Below are 20,600 nucleotides of genomic sequence, written 5' to 3'. Positions count from 1 at the left end.
CCGGCTTGTCGCCGCGCTGTCCCGCCTACCGTTTCCTACTCGGCTTCGGCGTCAGCAATACAAGGCCAGCAGTTCGTTCACTTTACTACGACCCAGAATATTGCGGCTAATGGTCCGACGCGCTTTTACCACATAAAGTGAAGCATCCTGATACCACTCGCGGGTCAATACCGTATCGTGGTTGGAAATCAGCACCGGGATGCGGTATTCAACCGATAGGCGATGGGCCATGCGGGCCAGATCTTGCTGGTCGACATTATTAAAATTATTGGTGTGGTACGCGGTAAAGTTAGCGGTCGCCGATAAGGGCGCGTAAGGGGGATCGCAATAAACCACCGATCCCGGCGCGGCTTTAATCAGCGTTTGCTGGTAGTGCTCGCAAACAAAGGTGGCGTTCCTGGCCTTAAAGGCGAACCAGCGAATTTCTTCTTCCGGGAAATAGGGCTTTTTATAACGCCCGAACGGCACATTAAATTCACCGCGCATGTTATAGCGACACAGCCCGTTATAACAATGGCGATTGAGATAAAGAAACAATACCGCGCGCCGGTAGGCGTCAGCGCAGAGATTAAACTCCTGGCGCAGCAGATAGAAAACCTCTGAAGTATTCACTTCATCAGTAAAAAGCTTGCGCGAGTCGCGGACAAAATCATCGGTATTCGACTTGACGATATTGTAGAGATTAATGAGATCGCTATTAATATCGGCCAATATATAGCTGTCGTACTCGGTATTCAAAAATACGGAACCCGCACCGACAAAAGGCTCGATAAGGCAGCCTCCCTCGGGTAAGTAGCGACGAATCTCTTCCACCAGTGGATATTTGCCACCAGCCCATTTTAAAAAAGCGCGGTTTTTCTTCATGCCGTCGTTAGTTACTCTTACTTTATCAGAGCCGCGGATTGTACTCTGTGTCAGACAGCACATCAGGGCTAAAATTGGCGTTACTTATTCAAGTCCTGCTTCACCTGACGGATCGGCTTAACCCATGGTTTTTTCGCTTGTACATCAGCAGGTAGCGTTGCGATTGCCTGCCTTGCTTCTGCTGCGGAAGCATAGACTCCAGTAACTAACACATACCAGGATTTTCCGTCACGTTTAGTTTCATAAACCCATGAATGGGCCAGATTATGCTGCCTGGCGTAAGCTTTCAGCGTATCGGAACGGGAAGCGCCGCTCAACTGCAAGGTAAAATGGCTGGCCGGCGCGTTTTGAATGGCGGCGCCGGACCCTGCCGCTGATTTACCCGTCGCGGCGGGCGCCGCCGCTTTCTGCGTATTCGTTGCCGCCTGCCTGTTATTACCCTGAGCGGAATTGCCGCTGCGCGCCGGCTTTTCAGCGGGCCCTTGCGCCGGCGCTTTAGCCGTTGGCGCAACCGTGGCGGGCGCCGTCGGCAGCGTTGAACCACCCGCAGCGCCTTGAGAAAATTCGTCAACGCGGCCCTGCTGCTGAGCAAGCGCGTCGGTAATATTTCCCGGCAGCTCGATGCGCTGCTGGCCGCTGACCGGCGGTTGAACCGGCGCTTGCGTCGGCGTATCGGAAACCGGCGGCGCGCTCAGCGTTTGCGGCGCCTGTCCGGTTACGGCGGAAGGATTCTCAACCGGCGCGGCGCTTTCCGTTGGCGCCGTGGGAGATGATGAAGAAAGATCGATGCTCTTTTCACCCTGGCTTTGAGGCTGGGAGGTCTGCTGGTGAGAAGGCGCCTGCAGGGCGGAACCGATACCGATAATCAGCAGCACCAGCACCAAAATCCCGATGGCGATCATCAGGTGTTGTCTGGAAAGCTCGATTTTCGGTACGGAAAAATGACTTCTTTTCTGCTGACGCGTAGGTCGACGATCACTGGTATCGGGCTTCAGTTCGTCTTCCGGCTTAAACTCATCCACTTAATACCCCCCAACTGAAAGGCTAAAATTCGCAATCCTGTTCCCGGAGCGAATGATTAAATCATAACGCATTGTATTTTATTAACCATAAACCATCAGCGCCTATCTGTCGTTAACACATCTATGGTCAATAAAAACGGTAAAACGCCTTAGGCAAGACAATCAGCTATCGACGCGAGCACAATATCATGCGCTACGCCGCCACGGACTTCGGCATGACCGATAGAAGTCGGCAGCACAAGACGCAGCTCGCCCGCCAGCACCTTCTTATCGCGCATCATATGGGGAAGATAAGATTCCGGCGCCATCTGCTCCGGCCCGTTAACCGGCAGACCGGCCCGTACCAATAGGGCCTTGATACGTTCGACGTCATCGGCGGAAAATTGCCCAAGACGCCGCGCCGCCTGCGCGGCCATTACCATTCCCGCGGCGACGCCCTCGCCGTGCAGCCAGTTGCCGTATCCCATTTCCGCCTCAATGGCATGACCGTAGGTATGCCCCAGGTTGAGCAGCGCGCGCATGCCGCTTTCGCGTTCATCCGCCGCCACCACCGCCGCTTTCAGTTCACAGCAACGGCGGATACAGTAAGCCAGCGCATCGTGCTGCAATGTACGCAGCGCGTCGATATTTTCTTCCAGCCACACAAAGAAGTCGCGATCCAGAATAATGCCGTATTTGATGACTTCCGCCAGCCCGGACGACAGTTCGCGCGCCGGCAGGGTTTTCAGGCAATCCAGATCAACCACCACGGAGGCGGGTTGATAGAACGCGCCGATCATATTCTTGCCCAGCGGATGATTCACCGCGGTTTTGCCGCCGACGGAAGAATCAACCTGCGCCAGCAGGGAGGTCGGAACCTGAATAAAGCGCACGCCGCGCTGGTAGCTGGCGGCGGCAAAACCGGCCAAATCGCCAATCACGCCGCCGCCCAACGCCACAATCGTGGTGTCGCGGCCGTGTGGTTTTTCAAGCAGCGCGGTAAAAACCTGATCCAGCACGCTCAGGGACTTATATTGCTCCCCGTCAGGCAGAATGACCTGATCGACGTGTACGCCGCTTTGTTCCAGCACGCGGCGGACCTGTTCAAGATAGAGAGGGGCCAACGACTGGTTGGTCACCAGCATGGCCTGCTCCCCGGCCTTCAACGGCATAAAAGAAGTCGAATCATTAAACAATCCGGCGGCTATCGTAATGGGATAACTACGCTCCGCCAATGTTACGGTAATCCTTTCCATGCGCGTTTAATAACCTGTTGAAACCTGCGTACGCAGATGATGTCCTACACTTTAGTTGCTTTCCAGCATATTGATAATCTGGTTGGCAACTACCTTGGCGCTTTGCTCATCGGTCCGAATGGTGACATCGGCAATCTCCTCGTACAGCGGATTGCGCTCTCTCGCCAATTCTTCCAGCACTTCGCGTGGCGGCGCCTCAACCTGAAGCAGCGGGCGCTTTTTATCGCGCTGCGTACGAGCAAGCTGCTTCTCGATCGTCGTTTCAAGATAAACGACGACCCCGCGCGCTGAAAGACGGTTACGTGTTTCACGAGACTTGACCGAGCCTCCGCCCGTCGCCAGGACGATACCCTGTTTTTCCGTCAACTCATTAATGACTTTTTCTTCGCGTTCACGAAAGCCTTCTTCGCCTTCCACGTCGAATACCCAGCCCACATCAGCCCCGGTGCGTCGCTCAATTTCTTGATCGGAGTCGAAAAACTCCATATTGAGCTGTTGAGCTAACTGACGGCCAATAGTGCTTTTGCCGGCACCCATAGGCCCAACCAGAAAGATATTGCGTTTCTCTGCCATGTTTTTTGGTATTACTAAGACAATTCGTTAATGATAACCCGCCCCGCCAATCAACTCAGCGACGGGACCTAAACTGAAACCTCATGAGCGATAGTGCGAGAATCAGACAAAAAATTATCTCAATACTCAGGGTAGTTTGGCAACCGAATAAAATGCCACACTGGCTACAGGTGGTAATATAGTGTGTTTTATACACATTTTCGGCGGAACAACACTTCTGTGCTCAATTCGCTAACCCTTGTAAGCTAAATCCGCCGCAGCGTCAAACTTAGAAGCCATGAATCCGGCAAAATAATGCGCCGTTTTTTATGCCAACGGCGCATTCTAATACGCCTACGTCGGCGGAATTAACGTCGGGGTAATAAAAATAACCAGTTCGCGCCGCGCATGCTTTTGCACGCTATTTTTGAACAGGCGCCCCAGCAGCGGAATATCGCCTAACCCCGGAACCTGGCTGACGCCACGCGTTTTTTGCTGCTGAAATATTCCGCCCAGCACAATGGTTTCCCCGTCGGCGACGGTGACCTGCGTCTGTATCTCCTGCTTATCGATTGCCAGCGCCTCGCCGTTGTCCCCCTGTTTGATCGTCTGTCCCGGCATATTCTGGCTAATTTTCAGGTTGAGCGTAATCCGGCCGGCGCGCAGAATGCTGGGCGTCACCTCCATGCCCAGCACCGCCTCCTTGAATTCGATGGAGGTTGAGCCGCTGGCGCCGCTGGAGACCTGATAGGGAATTTCCGTCCCCTGCTTGATGCTGGCGGTTTGCTGGTGCGCGGTAAACAGCCGCGGACTGGCGATGATCTCGACCTGGTTTTCCTGCTCCAAAGCCATTAGCTCCAAATCCAGCAGGCGGCCGTTGAGCCGGGCCAGATGGAAGCCGGCGCTGATCGCGGGCGTCTCCAGCGGCAAACTGACGGTAAAATTGCTTAACCGCAGGGCGTTATTAGCCGAGTCGCCGGCCCCCAGCCCCCAATTGACGCCCAGTTCCTGCAGGTTTTCACTGCTGATGGTCACGATATGCGCCGCCAGTTGCACCTGCGCCAGCGGCAGGTCCAGTTCATTCAGCCACGGCCTGAGCTGCTCCAGCGCGGCCTGCGTATCGCGGATAAGTAACGTATTGGTGCGTTTATCCACGGTGACGCTCCCCCGCTCCGTCATTAACACGCCGCGCTGGGCCTGAACGCTTGAAGCCACCTCGGCGGCATCGGCGTGCTGCAAGGCAACGGAAAGATTCCGCAACGGCTGGGTCTGCATCTGTCGGTCGAGGCGCTCTTCTTCTTGCAGCTGCAATTCGTCAAGGCGGGCGGCGGGATAAACCAGTAAAACATTGCCTTCCTGCGCCATGGTAAGCTGGCCCATATGCAAAACGATATCCAGCGCCTGCCGCCAGGGAACCTCCGCCAACCGCAGACTGAGTTTCCCCTCCACGCCCGGCGCCACCACCAGATTCAACTGCCGATGGTCCGCCAACGCCTGCAATATGCGGGCGATGGGCGACTCCTCAAAGGCGATGGATACCGGCTCCTTATGCTGCGCCGGCGCCAAGGCGCTGCTCCCCACAAGCATCAACAAGACGGCGATTTTTTGCACTGATGGATACGTCATAACATTCCTTGTCTCAAAGGGCCGTCGATTTATCGCTTTTCATTTTCCATTGCCGCGCCTGGGCGTAACGGCACGGTCGGCGCGGCCGAGGCCGCCGCCCGCGGAATAACGAAAGGCGACGCCAGGGAAACCTCCGCCGGCGATCCGTCGCAGCGTCCGGCGTCATCGATCGCCGTCAGCGCGGCGCCCGACTTATCCAGGCGGCTGACCCGCCAGTCGCCCGGCGGGAGCACCCCGTCCGGCACGACTCTCTGCCATTGGCTTTCCGAGCGGACTAACCATCCTACCCATCGTTCGCCTGAACCAATAACACCTTTTAGCCGCCACTGTTGCAGTGCCTCCATCCGGGTACAGCGTTCCGCCGAAAGCGGATGAAAGGGATCGCGATCGACGGCCGCAGCCTCTCCCGGCACGGCGCGCCACAGGGTGATAACAACCAGCGCCGCAAAGGTTCCCCCGGCGATGCTATTCAACGCCGTCCCTCCGCTCAGCCTGCGGTTTCATTAATGTCATTTCAATATGCAGCCCTCCCTGCGCGGACTTCATGGTCAGTTGTTCAATGCGTAGCACATGGGGTAGCGCGATAAATTGACGCAGCACCTGCAAAACGCCGCGATAATCGGCGCGAAACGTTAACAACCACACCGCCCGATCGGCGGAATCCCGCTCTGGCGACTGCGCCGGCTGCAAGGAAAGCAGCACGGCGCCGGACTGCGACAGCGGCGCGGCGACCAGCTGCGCCGGCATATCGGCCGGGAATAAGCGCTGTTCCGCCTGCCATGCGGCCAGTTGCGTTTGCATGGCGGGCAGCGCCGGCATCGTCGCCAACTCTTGTCGGATATGCCGTACCGCCAGAGTTTGCTGCGCAAGCTGCCGTTCGATATCGGCCATTTGCCGTTGCTCTTCCCACAGCGCCCACCTCGCCACCGGCAGGGCGAAGGCAAGCAGCGGGATAACCTGCGCCGCCGCCAATACCCACCGCGGTTTACTGACCCAGGCGGCCCAGCCGGGCATCGAATCAGTCATCGCTCCTCCCGTCGCGCCAGAGGTCGACGGGCGCCCAATCCGCCTGTAGGGAAAAACGCAGTAGCGAACGCTCGCTCTGCTGCCTTGACGCCTGCAGAACCCGTACCCGCCCCAATGCCGGATGACGCCCCAGCGAACGGTTTAAATCGACGATATCGCCATAGCTTTCGCTCAGCCCGGAGATCACCAGGCGTTCGCCTCGATCGACGACATCGGTCAGCCAGAGACGCCGGGGCATCATCGATGCCATCTGTTCCAGCAGCTTCAGATAGCGCTGGTTATGCCGCGTTCCGGCGGCATCGGCGTCGCGCTGCGCCTGATAATCCCGCAGCCTATTCCACGTCTGGCGGGTTTGCCGGTACTGCGCCGTTAATTGCCGCTGCTGCGCCGACATATCGCTCAGCTGATGCTGCAACATCAGGCGCTGCTGCTGCCAGACCCGGTAGCACCCGCCGAGCGTTAGCGCGATCAACGCCAGCTGCAGCAGCAATAGCATCAGCCAGTTGCGCGCCCGGCGGCGCAAGCGCCGTTTCCGCCAGGGCAGAAGATTTACCAGCACCATGTTCAGCTATCCTCAGGGCGCAAAGCCAACCCGCCGGCGATAACGAATGCCGGCGGAAAATCAGGTAACGGCGGTTGCATCTGGTCAAAGGCGGCCAACGGAGACCAGGGAATCAGCACGTCCGGACGGTTGCCGGCTAATTCCGGCAATGTGCTGCTGTAATAGACCGCATCATGCGACGCTTTAGGATAGCGGGTACTTACCAACGAAAAAATATCCCCGTCAGGGAGCAATTCATCGGGATGTATTACGCCGAATTGAAAGGCATCGCTCAGCGGCGATATCCATAGCCAACCGTCCGCCAGCCGATGCAGCAATAGAAGGCGATGCTCCAGCCCCGCCGACCGCGCCATACAGCGAATGGCGCAGGTTGAAACCTCGACGACGTCGGGATGCAAATCCGCCGTGCGCAGACATTCAAGCCAGCTGTGCAACTCAGGCCGCCGCGCGGCGGTAATCAGTAAGGAACCCGGCGTATGGGGATCCTGCCGATAGTCTATCGACAATAAATCACTGCTCACCGGCAGCTTGCGTGCGGCCATGGCCTGTATGTATTCGTTGCGCTCCGGCTCCTGTAACCGGCTGTCCGGCGCCGGCAAATACTGCTGCAATACCCGCTGCGCGGGAAACCCCACCCGCAGTGAAATATGGCGGGGCAATAGTCTGCGCCATTGCAGTAAGGTCTCACAAAGCGCCGCGGTATGGTGTAGACTACCCGCGCGCAACGTGTCGTCCGGCAGCGGAAACTGCCACCAGCAGCGCAGCTGCCAGCCGTGGCGACGACGCTGAACCGCCAGCGCGCGCATAAACCCGTTTTGTATATCTAATCCAACCCGCCAGATGTGATAAGCCATGTTCAACCCAATTTCCTTATCAAAGAACGTATCCACGGAACAGGCTTACCTTTATACTAGCGCGCGATTGTTTATAAACTGTCCAAACGCTACTGAATGGAAAATCTCAGGTGAAGTTCGTAAAGTATCTATTTATCCTTGCAGTGACTTGCATCCTGCTGGGAGCCGCCTCGATATATGGTCTGTACCGCTATATCGAACCCCAGTTGCCCGATGTCGCCACGCTGAAAGACATTCGGCTGCAAACGCCGATGCAGGTATACAGCGCCGATGGCGAACTGATCGCGCAATTTGGCGAACATCGCCGCATCCCGTTGAAACTGGATCAAATTCCCCCGGTGCTGGTGCATGCGTTTATCGCCACCGAAGACAGCCGCTTTTATGAGCACCACGGCGTCGATCCGGTGGGAATTATCCGCGCCGCGTCTATTGCGTTAACCTCCGGTCACGCCTCGCAGGGCGCCAGCACCATTACGCAACAGCTTGCCAGAAACTTTTTCCTTAGCCCGGAACGCACCCTGATCCGTAAAATCAAAGAGGTCTTTCTGGCTATCCGCATTGAGCAACTGCTGACCAAAGATGAAATTCTCGAGCTCTATCTGAACAAGATCTATCTCGGCTATCGCTCTTACGGCGTCGGGGCGGCCGCCCATGTCTATTTCGGCCGCCCGGTCGATCAGCTTACGCTGAGCGAAATGGCGATGATCGCCGGTTTGCCGAAGGCCCCTTCCACCTTTAACCCGCTCTACTCCTATGACCGCGCGATCGCCCGGCGCAACGTGGTTCTGGCGCGGATGCGGGATGAGAACTACATCACCCAGGCGCAATATGACGCCGCGCGCGGTGAAAAGCTGGTGGCCGACTACCATGCGCCGCGCATTGCGTTTTCCGCGCCCTATGTGGCGGAAATGGTGCGTCAGGAAATGATCAAGCGTTACGGCGACGATGCCTATAACGACGGTTATAAGGTCTATACCACCATCACCCGCAAACTGCAGTTGGCCGCCCAGGACGCCCTGCGCAACAACGTGCTGGCGTACGATATGCGCCACGGCTATCGCGGTCCCGCCGACGTATTGTGGAAAGTGGGCGAAGGCGCGTGGGATCGCGACAAAATCGTCGCCTCGCTGAAAACCCTGCCGGTCTACGGGCCGCTGTTTCCGGCTGTCATTACCGGCGCCAGCGCCGATCAGGCGGTTGCGATGATGGCCGACGGCAGCAATATTTCCCTGCCGATGGCCGGTATGCGCTGGGCGCGGCCCTATCGCTCCGATACTCAGCAGGGCCAGACGCCCAAACGGGTCACCGACGTGGTTCAGGCCGGTCAGCAGGTGTGGGTGCGTCAGGTGGAAAACGACTGGTGGCTCGCCCAGGTGCCGAACGTCAATTCGGCGCTGGTGTCGATGAATCCGAATAACGGCGCCATCGAAGCGCTGGTGGGCGGTTTCGACTTCAACCACAGCAAGTTTAACCGCGCCACCCAGGCGTTGCGCCAGATTGGCTCCAACATCAAGCCGTTTCTGTATACGGCGGCCATGGATAAAGGCCTGACGCTGGCCACCATCCTCAATGACGTCCCCATTACCCGTTGGGACGCCGGCGCCGGTTCGGACTGGCGGCCGAAAAACTCGCCGGCCACCTATGACGGCCCGATCCGTTTGCGCCAGGGGCTGGGGCAATCCAAAAACGTGGTGATGGTGCGCGCCATGCGCGCCATGGGCGTGGACTATGCCGCCGAATATATGCGGCGTTTCGGCTTCCCGGAACAGAACATCGTGCATACCGAATCGCTGGCGCTGGGCGCCGCGTCCTTTACGCCGCTGCAGGTTGTGCGCGGTTACGCGGTGATGTCCAACGGCGGCTATCTGGTCGATCCCTATTTTATTACCAGAATAGAGAGCGAGGCCGGCGGCACCGTCTTTACCGCCACCCCTAAAGTGGTGTGCGATACCTGCAATCTGCCGCTGGTGTACGGTGAAACCCGGCGCTCGCCGGTGCTGGCCGTCAACAATACGGAAGACGTCGCCACCTCGCGGGAAAATGCGCCGCAGGGCGTGCTGCCCATGCCGCAGTTGGAACCGGTTACGCCCGCGGAGGCGCAGCAAAGCACCGCTCAGCCTTATGCGCCGCACGTTATCAGCACCCCGCTCGCCTTCCTGATTAAAGATGCGCTTAACAGCAACGTCTTCGGGGAACCGGGCTGGATGGGAACGGGCTGGCGCGCGGGCCGCGAATTGAAACGCCGTGATATCGGCGGTAAAACCGGCACCACCAACAGTTCTAAAGACGCCTGGTTCTCGGGCTATGGCCCTAACTTTGTCACCTCTGTGTGGATCGGCTTTGACGATCATCGGCGGACGCTGGGCGCCAGCAGCGCCTCCGGCGTCATCAAGGACCAGATTTCAGGCTACGAAGGCGGCGCGAAATCCGCACAGCCGGCCTGGGATGAGTTTATGAAGGCCGCGCTGGACGGCGTTCCCGAACAGCCGCTGACGCCGCCGCCCGGCATAGTCAGCGTGACTATCGACCGCAGCAGCGGCAAGCTCTCCAACGGCGGCGGCAACAGCCGTTCCGAATACTTTATCGAAGGCACGCAGCCGACCGAGTACGAAGTGCATGAAGCCGGCACCACATTGATGGATAACGGGCAAAGCGAAGAGCTGTTCTGATAGCGCTATCGGGTTATGAATACGCAAAAGGCGCCAAAATCGGCGCCTTTTGTTTCTCTCACGCGCATCAGCGCGCCGCGCGGCTCAGCCAATGCTGAGTCAGAAATAGCGCGCTGACGTTACGCGCTTCGCGGAAATCCGGCTCCTGCAGCAGCGTCATCATATCGCTCAGCGGCCAGCGCACTTTCGGCATCGGCTCCGGCTCATCGCCCTCACGGCTTTGCGGATACAGCCCGCGCGCCACCACGATATTCATCTGGCTGGAAAAGTAGGAGGGCGCCATCGTCAAGGTGGCCAACAGATCCATCTGCCGTGCGCCAAATCCCGCCTCCTCCATCAGCTCGCGGTTGGCGGCTTCAAATACCGTCTCGCCGGGGTCGATCAACCCTTTGGGAAAGCCAAGCTCATATTGTTCGATACCGACCGCGTACTCGCGGATAAGCAGCAGTTCATCATCAATGATCGGCACGATCATCACCGCCTCCCGCCCGGTCGGACGCATGCGCTCATAAACCCGGCGGGCGCCGTTACTGAACTCCAGATCGATGGATTCGACGTTGAACAAGCGCGAACAGGCAACCGTTTCTACCTTGAGGATTTTAGGTTTCTGCAGGTTATGACTCATAATGGCCCCATAGAGAAATTACGACCACAACGACACTTAGCCCAGCCCGAATGCTCGGTCATATTTACCCTTACCCTAGATGCCGGTGTATCGCGGAATGAAAAGCGATCGTTAATATTCTTTTTGATGTTGCTCACATTGTGCGTTAACAGTAGCCTTCGCTGCAACAGTCACGATTATGAATTTACTTTTTTATAACATAAGACACACATTACCGCAGGCGACGGCCCGTCATAAAAATAAAAAGTCAATGACTTGCCCAAAAATAGGATTATCCTCATTTCAGGCACTCTTGCCGATTGTTACCATTGCTTCCTTACGCGGATAACCACCGTTATTGTTAGCTATTAATCTTATAAGACCAAGCCGTACGGGTTATTATCGATTGGGTAAGTTGATTAAAATTCGACAAAACAAGGAGTAGGTCACGTTGGGATGAAGATGACATGAGCACAATATTTATCCTATTGGCTATATTGCTCGCCTGTCTGATCGCTGTCGGAAGTATCATTGACTACCGTATGCGCCGGTGTCTGCCTTTCGTCAAACCCTTACCGGTGAAACAATCGTCGCTTCGTCAACTGACCGCGGAAGAGCGCATCGCCGTTGAGCACTACCTTGCTCAGGAGAACCGTCAGAAAACAACGCCGCTCGCCCCCCCTACGCCCTCCCTCAGACTACCCCGTTCACTGCAAAGCAGTCGGGTATATCCGCTGACTCATACCATTACGCGTTACGGCCTGAGCACTGACTCGCAGCATAAGTGGCGATACTATATTGATACGCAGGAGATTCACCTGCCCCCTTGCTGGGAACAGTATATTACTGAAAACAATACCGTTGAGTTGATTAAGACCCGCTCGATTCCGCTGGTTATTTCCCTTAACGGGCACTCATTAGTGGAGTGCATCGACAACCGTCAGACGAGTTCCGCCCCGGAAATTCCACCGCCCAATGCCGCCATCCATCATGAAGAACATGAACACGCCGAGCTGGTGACCATTCGTAAGGAAACCAGAGAAGAGCATGCCATACATCACTCGGCGGGGCTGAAAGAAGCCGCCGTTCTGTGTTTGGCATTCCTGCTGCTGTTAATCAGTCTCAACAGCCCGATCGCGCTGCTTCCCTGGCTGACCGGCACGGCGGTGCTGCTCGCCGGTTGGAGCATCTGGCAGCTTTTCCGCTCCCCCTCGGAGCAGGAACTGCGCGATGTTCATTGCCTCCACGGCACGCCGCAAGGTCTCGGTCTTTTTGGCGAATCCAACCAGGGGCAGCTCAGCAACGTCTCCTTGGGGAATATCGATCTTATCTATCCACCCCACTGGCAGCCCTATATCACCCATGATTTGGGAAGAAAAACGGATGTGGATATCTATCTTAATCGACAGGTTATCCGTCAGGGCGAGCATCTTTCGCTACATGAAGAAGTCAAAAACTTTCCCCTGCAACGCTGGGGGAAAAATCTGCTATTGGCGGCGGGTTCGCTGCTCTGCCTGATTTTTCTATTGACCTACGTCCCGCTTGGGCTGCCGTTAAAGCTCAGCATGGCCTGGCTACAGGGCGCACAAAATATTCAGGTCGCCCAGGTTGACGAGTTGGAAAAGATAGCGCTAAAAATTGGCGATACGCTGCAGGTGCAAGGCACCGGGATGTGTTATGTCCCGACCCGGGTTTATCCCGCGGGCTACTACGTCTCCGCCTATGCCCCTTTTGACTGCTCGGCGATTTACTGGAATAAGGCGGACCCTTTACCCTTGCCGGAATCCGATATCATTGAAAAAACCTCGGCATTGCTGAAAGCGGTGAACAACCAGCTGCACCCGCAAACCGATAAAGAGGGGAGGGTTAACTCGCAGCTGGCTTCCGCCATTCAGAAATCAGGGATGATCCTGCTGAATAATTTCTCTGAAATCGTGTTGAAAACCCAGGCTCTTTGTGAACGGGAAGGCGACTGTATCCGGCTGAAAAACGCCCTGGTCAATCTGGGCAACGTGAAAAGCTGGGACGAGTTGGTAAAACGCGCCTCTTCAGGATCGCTCAGAGGCATGAACGTGCTGTTGCGCCCGGTAAGCGCCGAAGCGCTGGAATCCATCGTCAACAGCGCCACCGACTTTTTCTTCTATCAGGAAATCAACCACGCCGCGGATTTACTCAATAGTCCTCCTCCCGGCGGCTTTTTAATTCGCAGCGACGAAGGGCGTCAGCTCGTCGGCCACCCTTTGCCGCCCATGCCGCTGAATGAATACCGGCCTGCGGATCAATGGCAGGAACTGCAGCGGTTATCATCCACGCTGCTGCACACGCCGTTTAACGCCTCGGGCGTCATCACCCACCTCAGTAAAGACGCCAACGGCACTCAGCATATCAGCCTGCACAGCGAACCGGACGTGATTACCCTGTGGCGTTATCTTGGCAGTTGCCTGCTGTTACTGCTCTTATCCGCCATGCTGATTACCAACGCCGCTCTGCTGACGATAAAAATACGCAAGAGCAAACAGCGGATAACCCATATTCAGCGCTATTACGCCACACGTTTTGGCGGCGGCTCCCCGGCATTCCTGACGGACAACGGCACGCGCCGCTTCTGATAATCGTGAAACAGCGCATTGTTATGTTATTCTGACCGCGCCGCCGTATTTATCCGCTCACCCAAAGCCGCCTGTCTTGTCCGGCTGCGTTCTGTATCTGGAGTACCTATGAGCCCCCGTTTTAACTGGCATGAAATCGACACCGTTCTCTTGGATATGGACGGCACGCTGCTGGATCTGGCTTTTGATAACTACTTCTGGCTGCAATTGGTGCCGCAGTCGCTCAGCGATAAACGCGGCATCAGCCTTGAACAGGCCCAGCGACTTATTGCGGCGGAGTACCGGGCGGTGCAGCACACGCTCAACTGGTACTGCCTCGATTACTGGAGCGCAAAACTGGATCTGGATATTTACCAGATGACCACGGATATCGGCGAGCGCGCCCGGCTGCGTGAAGACAGCGCGCCGTTTCTGGCCGCCCTGCGCGACGGCGGCAAACGAACCATTCTGCTGACCAACGCCCACCCGCACAGCCTGGCGGTGAAAATCGCCCATACCGGATTAGACCGGCACCTTGATTTATTGCTTTCCACCCATACTTATGGGTATCCGAAAGAGGATCCGCTGTTATGGCGGGCCGTGCAGCGCCAAACGGGATTCGATCCCGCCCGCACGCTGTTTATCGATGATAGCGAACCGATTCTGGACGCCGCCAAAAATTTCGGCATACGCTATTGTCTGGGCGTCAGTAATCCTGATTCCGGCCAGCAGGAAAAAGCATTCCGCCAGCACCCGTCAATGAATGACTATCTCCGGCTGTTGCCGGCGTTGCATCGGTCGGTTAATCAGGAGAATTGATGATGAAAAACACCGAAAATTCCGGCGACGCCATCCGTCTGGACAAGTGGCTGTGGGCCGCCCGTTTCTATAAAACCCGGGCGATTGCCCGCGAAATGGTCGACGGCGGCAAAGTTCACTACAACGGCCAGCGCAGCAAGCCCAGTAAACTGGTTGAGCTGAATGCGGCAATCAAGTTACGCCAGGGGAACGACGAGCGCACCGTGATTGTTTGTGGGCTCAGCGGCCAGCGCAGAAGCGCCGCGGAAGCGCAGGCGCTGTATCAGGAAACCGCCGAGAGTATTGAGAAACGGGAAAAGCTGGCGCTGACGCGAAAAATGAATGCGCTGACCATGCCGCACCCGGATCGTCGTCCGGATAAGAAAGAACGGCGGGATCTGATTAAATTTAAATACAGCGATCGGGAATAACCTGGCGCCACAGCGAGAGAAAACCATGTCCACCCATGACCAGCTACACCGTTACCTGTTTGAAAATCATGCCGTCCGCGGCGAGTTGGCGACGGTCAGCGAGACCTATCAACAGATTCTGGCCAATCATGACTACCCGCTTGCGGTGCAAACCCTGCTGGGCGAAATGCTGGTGGCCACCAGCCTGTTAACGGCAACGTTAAAGTTCAGCGGCGATATCACCGTACAGCTGCAGGGAGACGGCGCGCTGAAACTGGCGGTGATTAACGGTAACCATCAGCAGAAAATGCGCGGCGTCGCCCGCCTGCAAGGTGAAATCGCCCCGGACAGCTCGCTGAAGGAGATGGTGGGCAACGGCTATCTGGTCATCACCATTACGCCCACCGAAGGCGAACGCTATCAGGGCGTGGTGGGGTTAGAGGGCGAAACGCTCGCCGACTGTCTGGAAAACTATTTCCTGCAGTCCGAGCAGCTCCCCACCCGGTTATTTATCCGTACCGGCGAACAGGACGGCCGCCGGGCCGCGGCGGGCATGCTGTTGCAGGTGCTGCCCGCGCAGGACGCCGCCCGCGATGATTTCGACCATCTGGCCCAGCTCACCGCCACCGTCAAAGAGGAAGAGCTGTTTGCTCTGCCGGCAAACGAGGTGCTCTACCGCCTCTACCATCAGGAGCAGGTGACGGTATATCAACCGCAGGCGGTCTCTTTCCAGTGCCACTGCTCGCGCGAGCGCTGCGCCGGCGCGTTGATGACCCTGCCGGAACAGGAAGTGCATGACATGCTGCAGCAGGACGGCGAGATCGATATGCACTGTGATTACTGCGGCAATCACTACCTTTTCAACGCCGATGACATACGGGCGCTTAAACAGGGTTCAGCGACTCATCTTCTCCATTGATTTTTGCACGGGTACTTTATGATGTACCCTTTTTTTCAAATTGAACTGTATAAAAAACAACCACATCTGATTTTTCAACCCAGCAAATTGGCAAAGTTATTAAAGAATTTATTTAATTTTATGATTGTTCTCGCGGTTAAAATAAGCTCACACCCTACAATGTTAGTTAGTCGAAATATAACAATTGAGGAGTAGCGCATGCCGATTAAAGGTGTTTCACCACAAGCTCTCGCGGCTTATGGAATCCAGAATGTCCGCGATATTGTCTACAACCCCAGCTATGAATTACTTTTTGAAGAAGAAATCTCCCCTACCCTACAAGGCTATGAAAGAGGTATAGAAACCAACCTGGGCGCGGTTGCCGTCGATACCGGCATTTTCACCGGCCGCTCGCCGAAAGATAAATACATCGTCCGCGACGACGTAACGCGCGACACCGTATGGTGGTCCGATCAGGGGAACGGCAAAAATGATAACCATCCCCTGAGCCAGGAAATCTGGACGCACCTGAAACAGCTGGTCACGACACAACTGTCCGCTAAACGAGTGTTTATCGTCGACGCCTTCTGCGGCGCCAACCCCGACAGCCGGCTGAAAGTGCGCTTTATCACCGAGGTCGCCTGGCAGGCGCACTTTGTGAAAAACATGTTTATCCGCCCCAGCGATAAGGAATTACAGGATTTCGAACCTGATTTCATCGTGATGAACGGCGCCAAATGCACCAATCCGCAGTGGCGGGAACAGGGGCTGAACTCCGAGAACTTTGTGGCGTTCAATCTGACGGAACGTATCCAACTGATCGGCGGCACCTGGTACGGCGGCGAAATGAAAAAGGGGATGTTCTCCATTATGAACTACCTGCTGCCGCTGAAAGGCATCGCCTCCATGCACTGCTCGGCGAACGTCGGCGAGGACGGCGATGTGGCGGTGTTCTTCGGCCTGTCCGGCACCGGGAAAACCACCCTGTCGACCGACCCGAAACGCCAACTGATCGGTGATGACGAACACGGCTGGGATGACGACGGCGTATTCAACTTTGAAGGAGGCTGCTACGCCAAAACCATCAAGCTGTCCAAAGAGGCGGAGCCGGATATCTATGGCGCCATCAAGCGGGATGCGCTGCTGGAAAACGTCACCGTACTGGCGGACGGCAGTATCGATTTCAACGACGGTTCGAAAACCGAAAACACCCGCGTTTCCTACCCGATCTACCACATTCACAATATCGTCAAACCGGTTTCCAAAGCCGGACATGCCACCAAGGTGATCTTCCTGACGGCCGACGCGTTCGGCGTGTTGCCGCCGGTATCGCGCCTGACGTCGGACCAGACGCAGTACCATTTCCTCTCCGGCTTCACCGCCAAACTGGCGGGCACCGAGCGCGGCATCACCGAGCCCACGCCCACCTTCTCCGCCTGCTTTGGCGCCGCCTTTCTGTCTCTGCATCCCACGCAGTACGCCGAGGTGCTGGTGAAACGCATGCAAGCGGCGGGCGCTCAGGCCTATCTGGTCAACACTGGCTGGAACGGCACAGGGAAACGCATCTCCATCAAGGATACGCGCGGCATTATCGACGCCATCCTGAACGGCAGCATCGATGACGCGGAAACGCAGACGCTGCCGATCTTCGATTTGGAGATCCCCAGGTCGTTGCCCGGCGTCGATCCCGCGATCCTCGATCCGCGCGATACCTACGCCGATCGGGCGCAATGGCAGGAGAAAGCGGAAGATCTGGCGCGACGCTTTATCGCCAACTTTGATAAATACACCGATGCGCCGGCCGGCGCCGCGCTGGTTAAGGCCGGTCCGAAGCTATAAGGGTTGGATAGCGCACACCTCTTACCACCACCGTCCTCCCCGCGAAAGCGGGGATCTTACGCAACGCCGGGTCGCCGGTAAAAGCAGATCCCCGCCTACTGCCGCGGGGACGACGGAATTTGTCGGAGGGGATGACGGAAGTTGTTGGCGGGAACGACGGAAGAGACGCCTTTTAACTCTCTTTCGCCGCCCCGCTTTCGGGCGCGGCGATATCGAACGGTAGCGGCAGATAGGCCCGCACGCACAGCCCGCCGCGCTCGCTGACGCCCACATCCAGCACCCCGTCATGGGCGTCGATAATGCGCTGGACGATCGCCAGGCCGAGACCGGTGCCGCTGGTGCTGCGCGCGCTGTCGCCGCGTACAAAAGGCTGGAAAAGGTGCTTCAGCAGCGCCGGTTCAATGCCGCTGCCGTCATCCTCCACCTGAAACCAGGCGCGCTGCAGTTCGCGCCCGGTACTGACTTTTATCCAGCCGTTGCCGTAGCGGGCGGCGTTCACCACCAGATTCAGCGCCGCGCGCTTGATGGATAACGGGCTGACGCGCACCAGCAGTTCGCCGCTGGCGAAATTGCTGTCGATCTGGCGCTCATAGCCGGTTTCCGCCGCCACCACTTCGCCCATAATGGCGTTCAGGTCGGCCGCTTCCGTCTGCATTTCCTGCCCGGTGCGCAGGTAGTCGATAAACTGTTCGATAATCGCGTTGCACTCTTCAATATCCTTATTGATCGACTCCGCCAGATAGTCATCTTCCTTGCTCATCATTTCCGTCGCCAGGCGAATGCGCGTCAGCGGAGTACGCAGATCGTGGCTGACTCCCGCCATCAGCAGGGTACGATCGTCAGCCAGCAGCTTCACGCCGGACGCCATCTGGTTGAACGCCCGGGTGACGGAGCGCACCTCCGAAGCGCCGTACTCGCGCAGCGGCGGCGGAATAATCCCCTTCCCCACCTGCAAAGCGGCATGTTCCAGTTCAACCAACGGGCGATTCTGCACCCGGATAAACAGCCAGGCGCCGCCGATCACCAGCAGCATGATCGCCAAGGTGTAGCGAAACAGCGGAGAAAAATCCCCCTGATGGATCTCGGTTAGCGGCACCCGCACCCAGATATCCGGCGACAGCCAGGTTTTCAGCCATACCACCGGGGTATTCTTGCTCACCTCGACCCGCACATCCGTCGGGCCGCCCAGCTGCTGCGCCATCTGCTGGCTGAGAAATTTATAGTGCTGGGCCCAGCGCAGGCCGCTCTCCTCCGCCGCCTCATTGGTATATAACGAGATACCCAGCTCGCGGTAAATCTCGCGCCGGAACGCCGGCGGCACTTCAAGCGTGGAGCCATCCTCCAGTTGCAGGCTGTCGGTCATCAGCATTCTTACCTCGTAGGCCAGCACCTTATTGAACTGCTGCAGACTCGGTAAAATAGCGAAGTTGAGCACCACCAGATAGGTGGTGACCAGGCTGACGAACAATAGCGTGACAATCAGCAGCAGCGTTCGGGCGAACGAGCTGCGTGGAGAAAAGCGCCAGCGGATCATGCCTTACTGCCGTCCGGTACAAAGACGTAGCCCAGGCCCCAAACCGTTTGGATATAGCGCGGATGCGCCGGATCTTCTTCCACCATGCGCCGTAAACGGGAAATCTGCACGTCGATGGAGCGCTCCATGGCGCTGTATTCGCGGCCGCGCGCCAGATTCATCAGTTTGTCGCGCGACAACGGCTCGCGCGGATGGCTGACCAGCGCTTTAAGCACCGCAAACTCGCCGCTGGTTAACGGCATCGGTTCGTCATCGCGAAACATTTCGCGCGTGCCCAGATTCAGTTTGAATTTGCCAAACGCGATAATCGCCTCTTCCTGCGACGGCGCCCCCGGCAACTCATTGGCCTGACGACGCAGCACCGCGCGAATGCGGGCCAGCAGCTCGCGGGGGTTGAACGGCTTGGGAATATAGTCGTCGGCGCCGATTTCCAAACCGACGATACGGTCAACCTCTTCCCCTTTCGCCGTCACCATGATGATCGGCATCGGGTTGCTCTGGCTGCGTAAACGGCGGCAGATAGACAGACCGTCCTCCCCCGGCAACATCAGATCCAGCACCATCAGGTGAAAAGACTCGCGGGTCAGCAGACGATCCATCTGTTCAGCATTGGCGACGCTGCGTACCTGAAAACCCTGCTCGGTCAGATAGCGCTCCAGCAGCGCGCGCAAACGCATGTCGTCATCCACAACCAGAATTTTATAATTCTCTTGCATTCTCTTTCTCCAAAGGCGTGATCGCCGCCGATGCCGCTATTGTTCAGAAACATACGAATTACTGACAGCCGTTTCTGGTGTACATTCCAGGCAAAATTGTTACAAAGCATATTAAAACACGTTTAATCAACCATTTCCTTTATCCGCCGGCGGCAAAATCCGCGCCTTGTAGTGGATTATAAAGACCCGTTAGCCAATAAAAAGTCACAGACTTCATTCTTTAAACAATTGGATAAGTGGTGAAAGCCCGGCGGCGCGCTCGCCGCGTTACGGTTTTACATATTCGATGGTATTGATAAACCACTCGCGCGGGCCGTGCGGGGTATTGACGGTAAACTCGTCGTCGGTTTCCTTCTTCAGCAGCGCTCGCGCCATGGGGGAGTCGATCGAGATATACTCTTTATTCTCGCCGTAGATTTCATCCGGTCCGACAATGCGCAAACGCTTTACCTCGCCCTCCTGGTTTTCGATCTCCACCCAGGCGCCGAAAAACACCTTGCCGTCCTGCTGCGGCGAATAATCGACGATCTTCAGCTCCGTCAGGCATTTTCGCAGGTAGCGCAAACGGCGATCGATCTGGCGCAGCAAACGTTTGTTGTAAGTGTAGTCCGCGTTCTCGGAGCGATCGCCCAGGCTGGCCGCCCAGGAGACGATTTTCGTTATCTCCGGCCGCTTCACGTTCCACAGATGGTCGTGCTCTTCACGCAGTTTGTTGTAACCCTCCCGGGTTATCAGGTTGGTTTTCACGTCTGTAACCTCGCCCGGCATCCACCGTTGGCTGACTCTTTATTACGCAATTTTAT

The 20,600-nt window shown here is 56.8% G+C and carries 19 protein-coding genes; 6 read left to right on the top strand and 13 right to left on the bottom strand.

Features of this window, described 5'->3' with window-relative positions; genetic code table 11:
- Positions 1-51: 51 nt before the first annotated feature.
- From dam to pilM, 9 genes are all read right to left on the bottom strand, one after another.
- On the bottom strand, positions 52-864 hold the full coding sequence (gene dam, locus EH206_RS02015; protein WP_040342817.1) for an adenine-specific DNA-methyltransferase: 813 nt from the start codon (positions 862-864) through the stop codon (positions 52-54).
- Between the two features lie 80 nt (positions 865-944).
- Positions 945-1,886, bottom strand: a complete 942-nt coding sequence (locus EH206_RS02010) for an SPOR domain-containing protein (RefSeq protein WP_009111163.1) — start codon at positions 1,884-1,886, stop codon at positions 945-947.
- A gap of 149 nt (positions 1,887-2,035) precedes the next feature.
- Positions 2,036-3,121 carry a 3-dehydroquinate synthase gene (gene aroB / locus EH206_RS02005; RefSeq protein WP_009111162.1) on the bottom strand — a complete coding sequence of 362 codons (1,086 nt, stop codon included), beginning with the start codon at positions 3,119-3,121 and terminating at the stop codon, positions 2,036-2,038.
- Positions 3,122-3,172: 51 nt separating this feature from the next.
- On the bottom strand, positions 3,173-3,694 hold the full coding sequence (gene aroK / locus EH206_RS02000; RefSeq protein ID WP_009111161.1) for a shikimate kinase AroK: 522 nt from the start codon (positions 3,692-3,694) through the stop codon (positions 3,173-3,175).
- Positions 3,695-4,027: 333 nt separating this feature from the next.
- On the bottom strand, positions 4,028-5,260 hold the full coding sequence (hofQ, locus tag EH206_RS01995) for a DNA uptake porin HofQ (RefSeq protein WP_232216589.1): 1,233 nt from the start codon (positions 5,258-5,260) through the stop codon (positions 4,028-4,030).
- Positions 5,261-5,328: 68 nt separating this feature from the next.
- Positions 5,329-5,772: a HofP DNA utilization family protein gene (locus tag EH206_RS01990; protein WP_009111159.1), complete on the bottom strand. Its 444-nt coding sequence runs from the start codon at positions 5,770-5,772 to the stop codon at positions 5,329-5,331.
- Positions 5,765-6,325 carry a hypothetical protein gene (locus EH206_RS01985; RefSeq protein ID WP_009111158.1) on the bottom strand — a complete coding sequence of 187 codons (561 nt, stop codon included), beginning with the start codon at positions 6,323-6,325 and terminating at the stop codon, positions 5,765-5,767. Before EH206_RS01985 ends, EH206_RS01990 begins: the two co-directional genes overlap by 8 nt.
- Positions 6,318-6,887, bottom strand: a complete 570-nt coding sequence (locus EH206_RS01980) for a PilN domain-containing protein (RefSeq protein WP_009111157.1) — start codon at positions 6,885-6,887, stop codon at positions 6,318-6,320. Before EH206_RS01980 ends, EH206_RS01985 begins: the two co-directional genes overlap by 8 nt.
- Before the next feature lie 2 nt (positions 6,888-6,889).
- A complete protein-coding gene (pilM, locus tag EH206_RS01975; RefSeq protein ID WP_040342815.1) occupies positions 6,890-7,741 on the bottom strand; it encodes a pilus assembly protein PilM in 852 nt (283 codons plus the stop codon).
- Between the two features lie 110 nt (positions 7,742-7,851).
- Between pilM and mrcA the strand changes: the two genes are divergently transcribed.
- On the top strand, positions 7,852-10,410 hold the full coding sequence (mrcA, locus tag EH206_RS01970) for a peptidoglycan glycosyltransferase/peptidoglycan DD-transpeptidase MrcA (RefSeq protein WP_009111155.1): 2,559 nt from the start codon (positions 7,852-7,854) through the stop codon (positions 10,408-10,410).
- 67 nt (positions 10,411-10,477) lie between these two features.
- On the opposite strand, the gene nudE is transcribed toward mrcA, so the two are convergent.
- Positions 10,478-11,035: an ADP compounds hydrolase NudE gene (gene nudE, locus EH206_RS01965; RefSeq protein WP_009111154.1), complete on the bottom strand. Its 558-nt coding sequence runs from the start codon at positions 11,033-11,035 to the stop codon at positions 10,478-10,480.
- A 446-nt stretch (positions 11,036-11,481) separates the two neighbouring features.
- Here nudE and EH206_RS01960 point away from each other — a divergent pair, with 446 nt between their 5' ends.
- The 5 genes from EH206_RS01960 to pckA all read left to right on the top strand — a co-directional run bounded on the left by EH206_RS01960 (position 11,482) and on the right by pckA (position 17,547).
- Entirely contained in the window at positions 11,482-13,623 is a 2,142-nt protein-coding gene (locus EH206_RS01960; protein WP_009111153.1) for an IgaA/UmoB family intracellular growth attenuator, read from the top strand.
- 108 nt (positions 13,624-13,731) lie between these two features.
- On the top strand, positions 13,732-14,421 hold the full coding sequence (yrfG, locus tag EH206_RS01955; RefSeq protein WP_009111152.1) for a GMP/IMP nucleotidase: 690 nt from the start codon (positions 13,732-13,734) through the stop codon (positions 14,419-14,421).
- Positions 14,421-14,831 (top strand): ribosome-associated heat shock protein Hsp15, encoded by a 411-nt coding sequence (gene hslR / locus EH206_RS01950; RefSeq protein ID WP_009111151.1) that lies wholly within the window; start codon positions 14,421-14,423, stop codon positions 14,829-14,831. The genes yrfG and hslR overlap by 1 nt, the downstream gene beginning before the upstream one ends.
- 25 nt (positions 14,832-14,856) lie before the next feature.
- The gene (hslO, locus tag EH206_RS01945; RefSeq protein WP_009111150.1) at positions 14,857-15,729 is read left to right on the top strand and encodes an Hsp33 family molecular chaperone HslO; all 873 of its coding nucleotides are present in this window, start codon (positions 14,857-14,859) and stop codon (positions 15,727-15,729) included.
- Positions 15,730-15,927: 198 nt separating this feature from the next.
- Positions 15,928-17,547, top strand: coding sequence for a phosphoenolpyruvate carboxykinase (ATP) (pckA, locus tag EH206_RS01940; RefSeq protein WP_009111149.1), 1,620 nt, complete (start codon positions 15,928-15,930; stop codon positions 17,545-17,547).
- A 172-nt stretch (positions 17,548-17,719) separates the two neighbouring features.
- Here pckA and envZ read toward each other — a convergent pair whose 3' ends face one another.
- The 3 genes from envZ to greB all read right to left on the bottom strand — a co-directional run bounded on the left by envZ (position 17,720) and on the right by greB (position 20,544).
- A complete protein-coding gene (envZ, locus tag EH206_RS01935) occupies positions 17,720-19,081 on the bottom strand; it encodes a two-component system sensor histidine kinase EnvZ (RefSeq protein ID WP_009111148.1) in 1,362 nt (453 codons plus the stop codon).
- Positions 19,078-19,797, bottom strand: coding sequence for an osmolarity response regulator transcription factor OmpR (gene ompR, locus EH206_RS01930; RefSeq protein WP_005969424.1), 720 nt, complete (start codon positions 19,795-19,797; stop codon positions 19,078-19,080). Before ompR ends, envZ begins: the two co-directional genes overlap by 4 nt.
- A gap of 267 nt (positions 19,798-20,064) precedes the next feature.
- Entirely contained in the window at positions 20,065-20,544 is a 480-nt protein-coding gene (gene greB / locus EH206_RS01925) for a transcription elongation factor GreB (RefSeq protein ID WP_040343608.1), read from the bottom strand.
- Positions 20,545-20,600: the final 56 nt, after the last annotated feature.

The organism is Brenneria nigrifluens DSM 30175 = ATCC 13028, assembly GCF_005484965.1.
Lineage (GTDB): Bacteria > Pseudomonadota > Gammaproteobacteria > Enterobacterales > Enterobacteriaceae > Brenneria > Brenneria nigrifluens.
The sequence above is the reverse complement of the archived record's forward strand: the minus strand, read 5'-3'. Positions and strand labels throughout refer to the sequence as shown.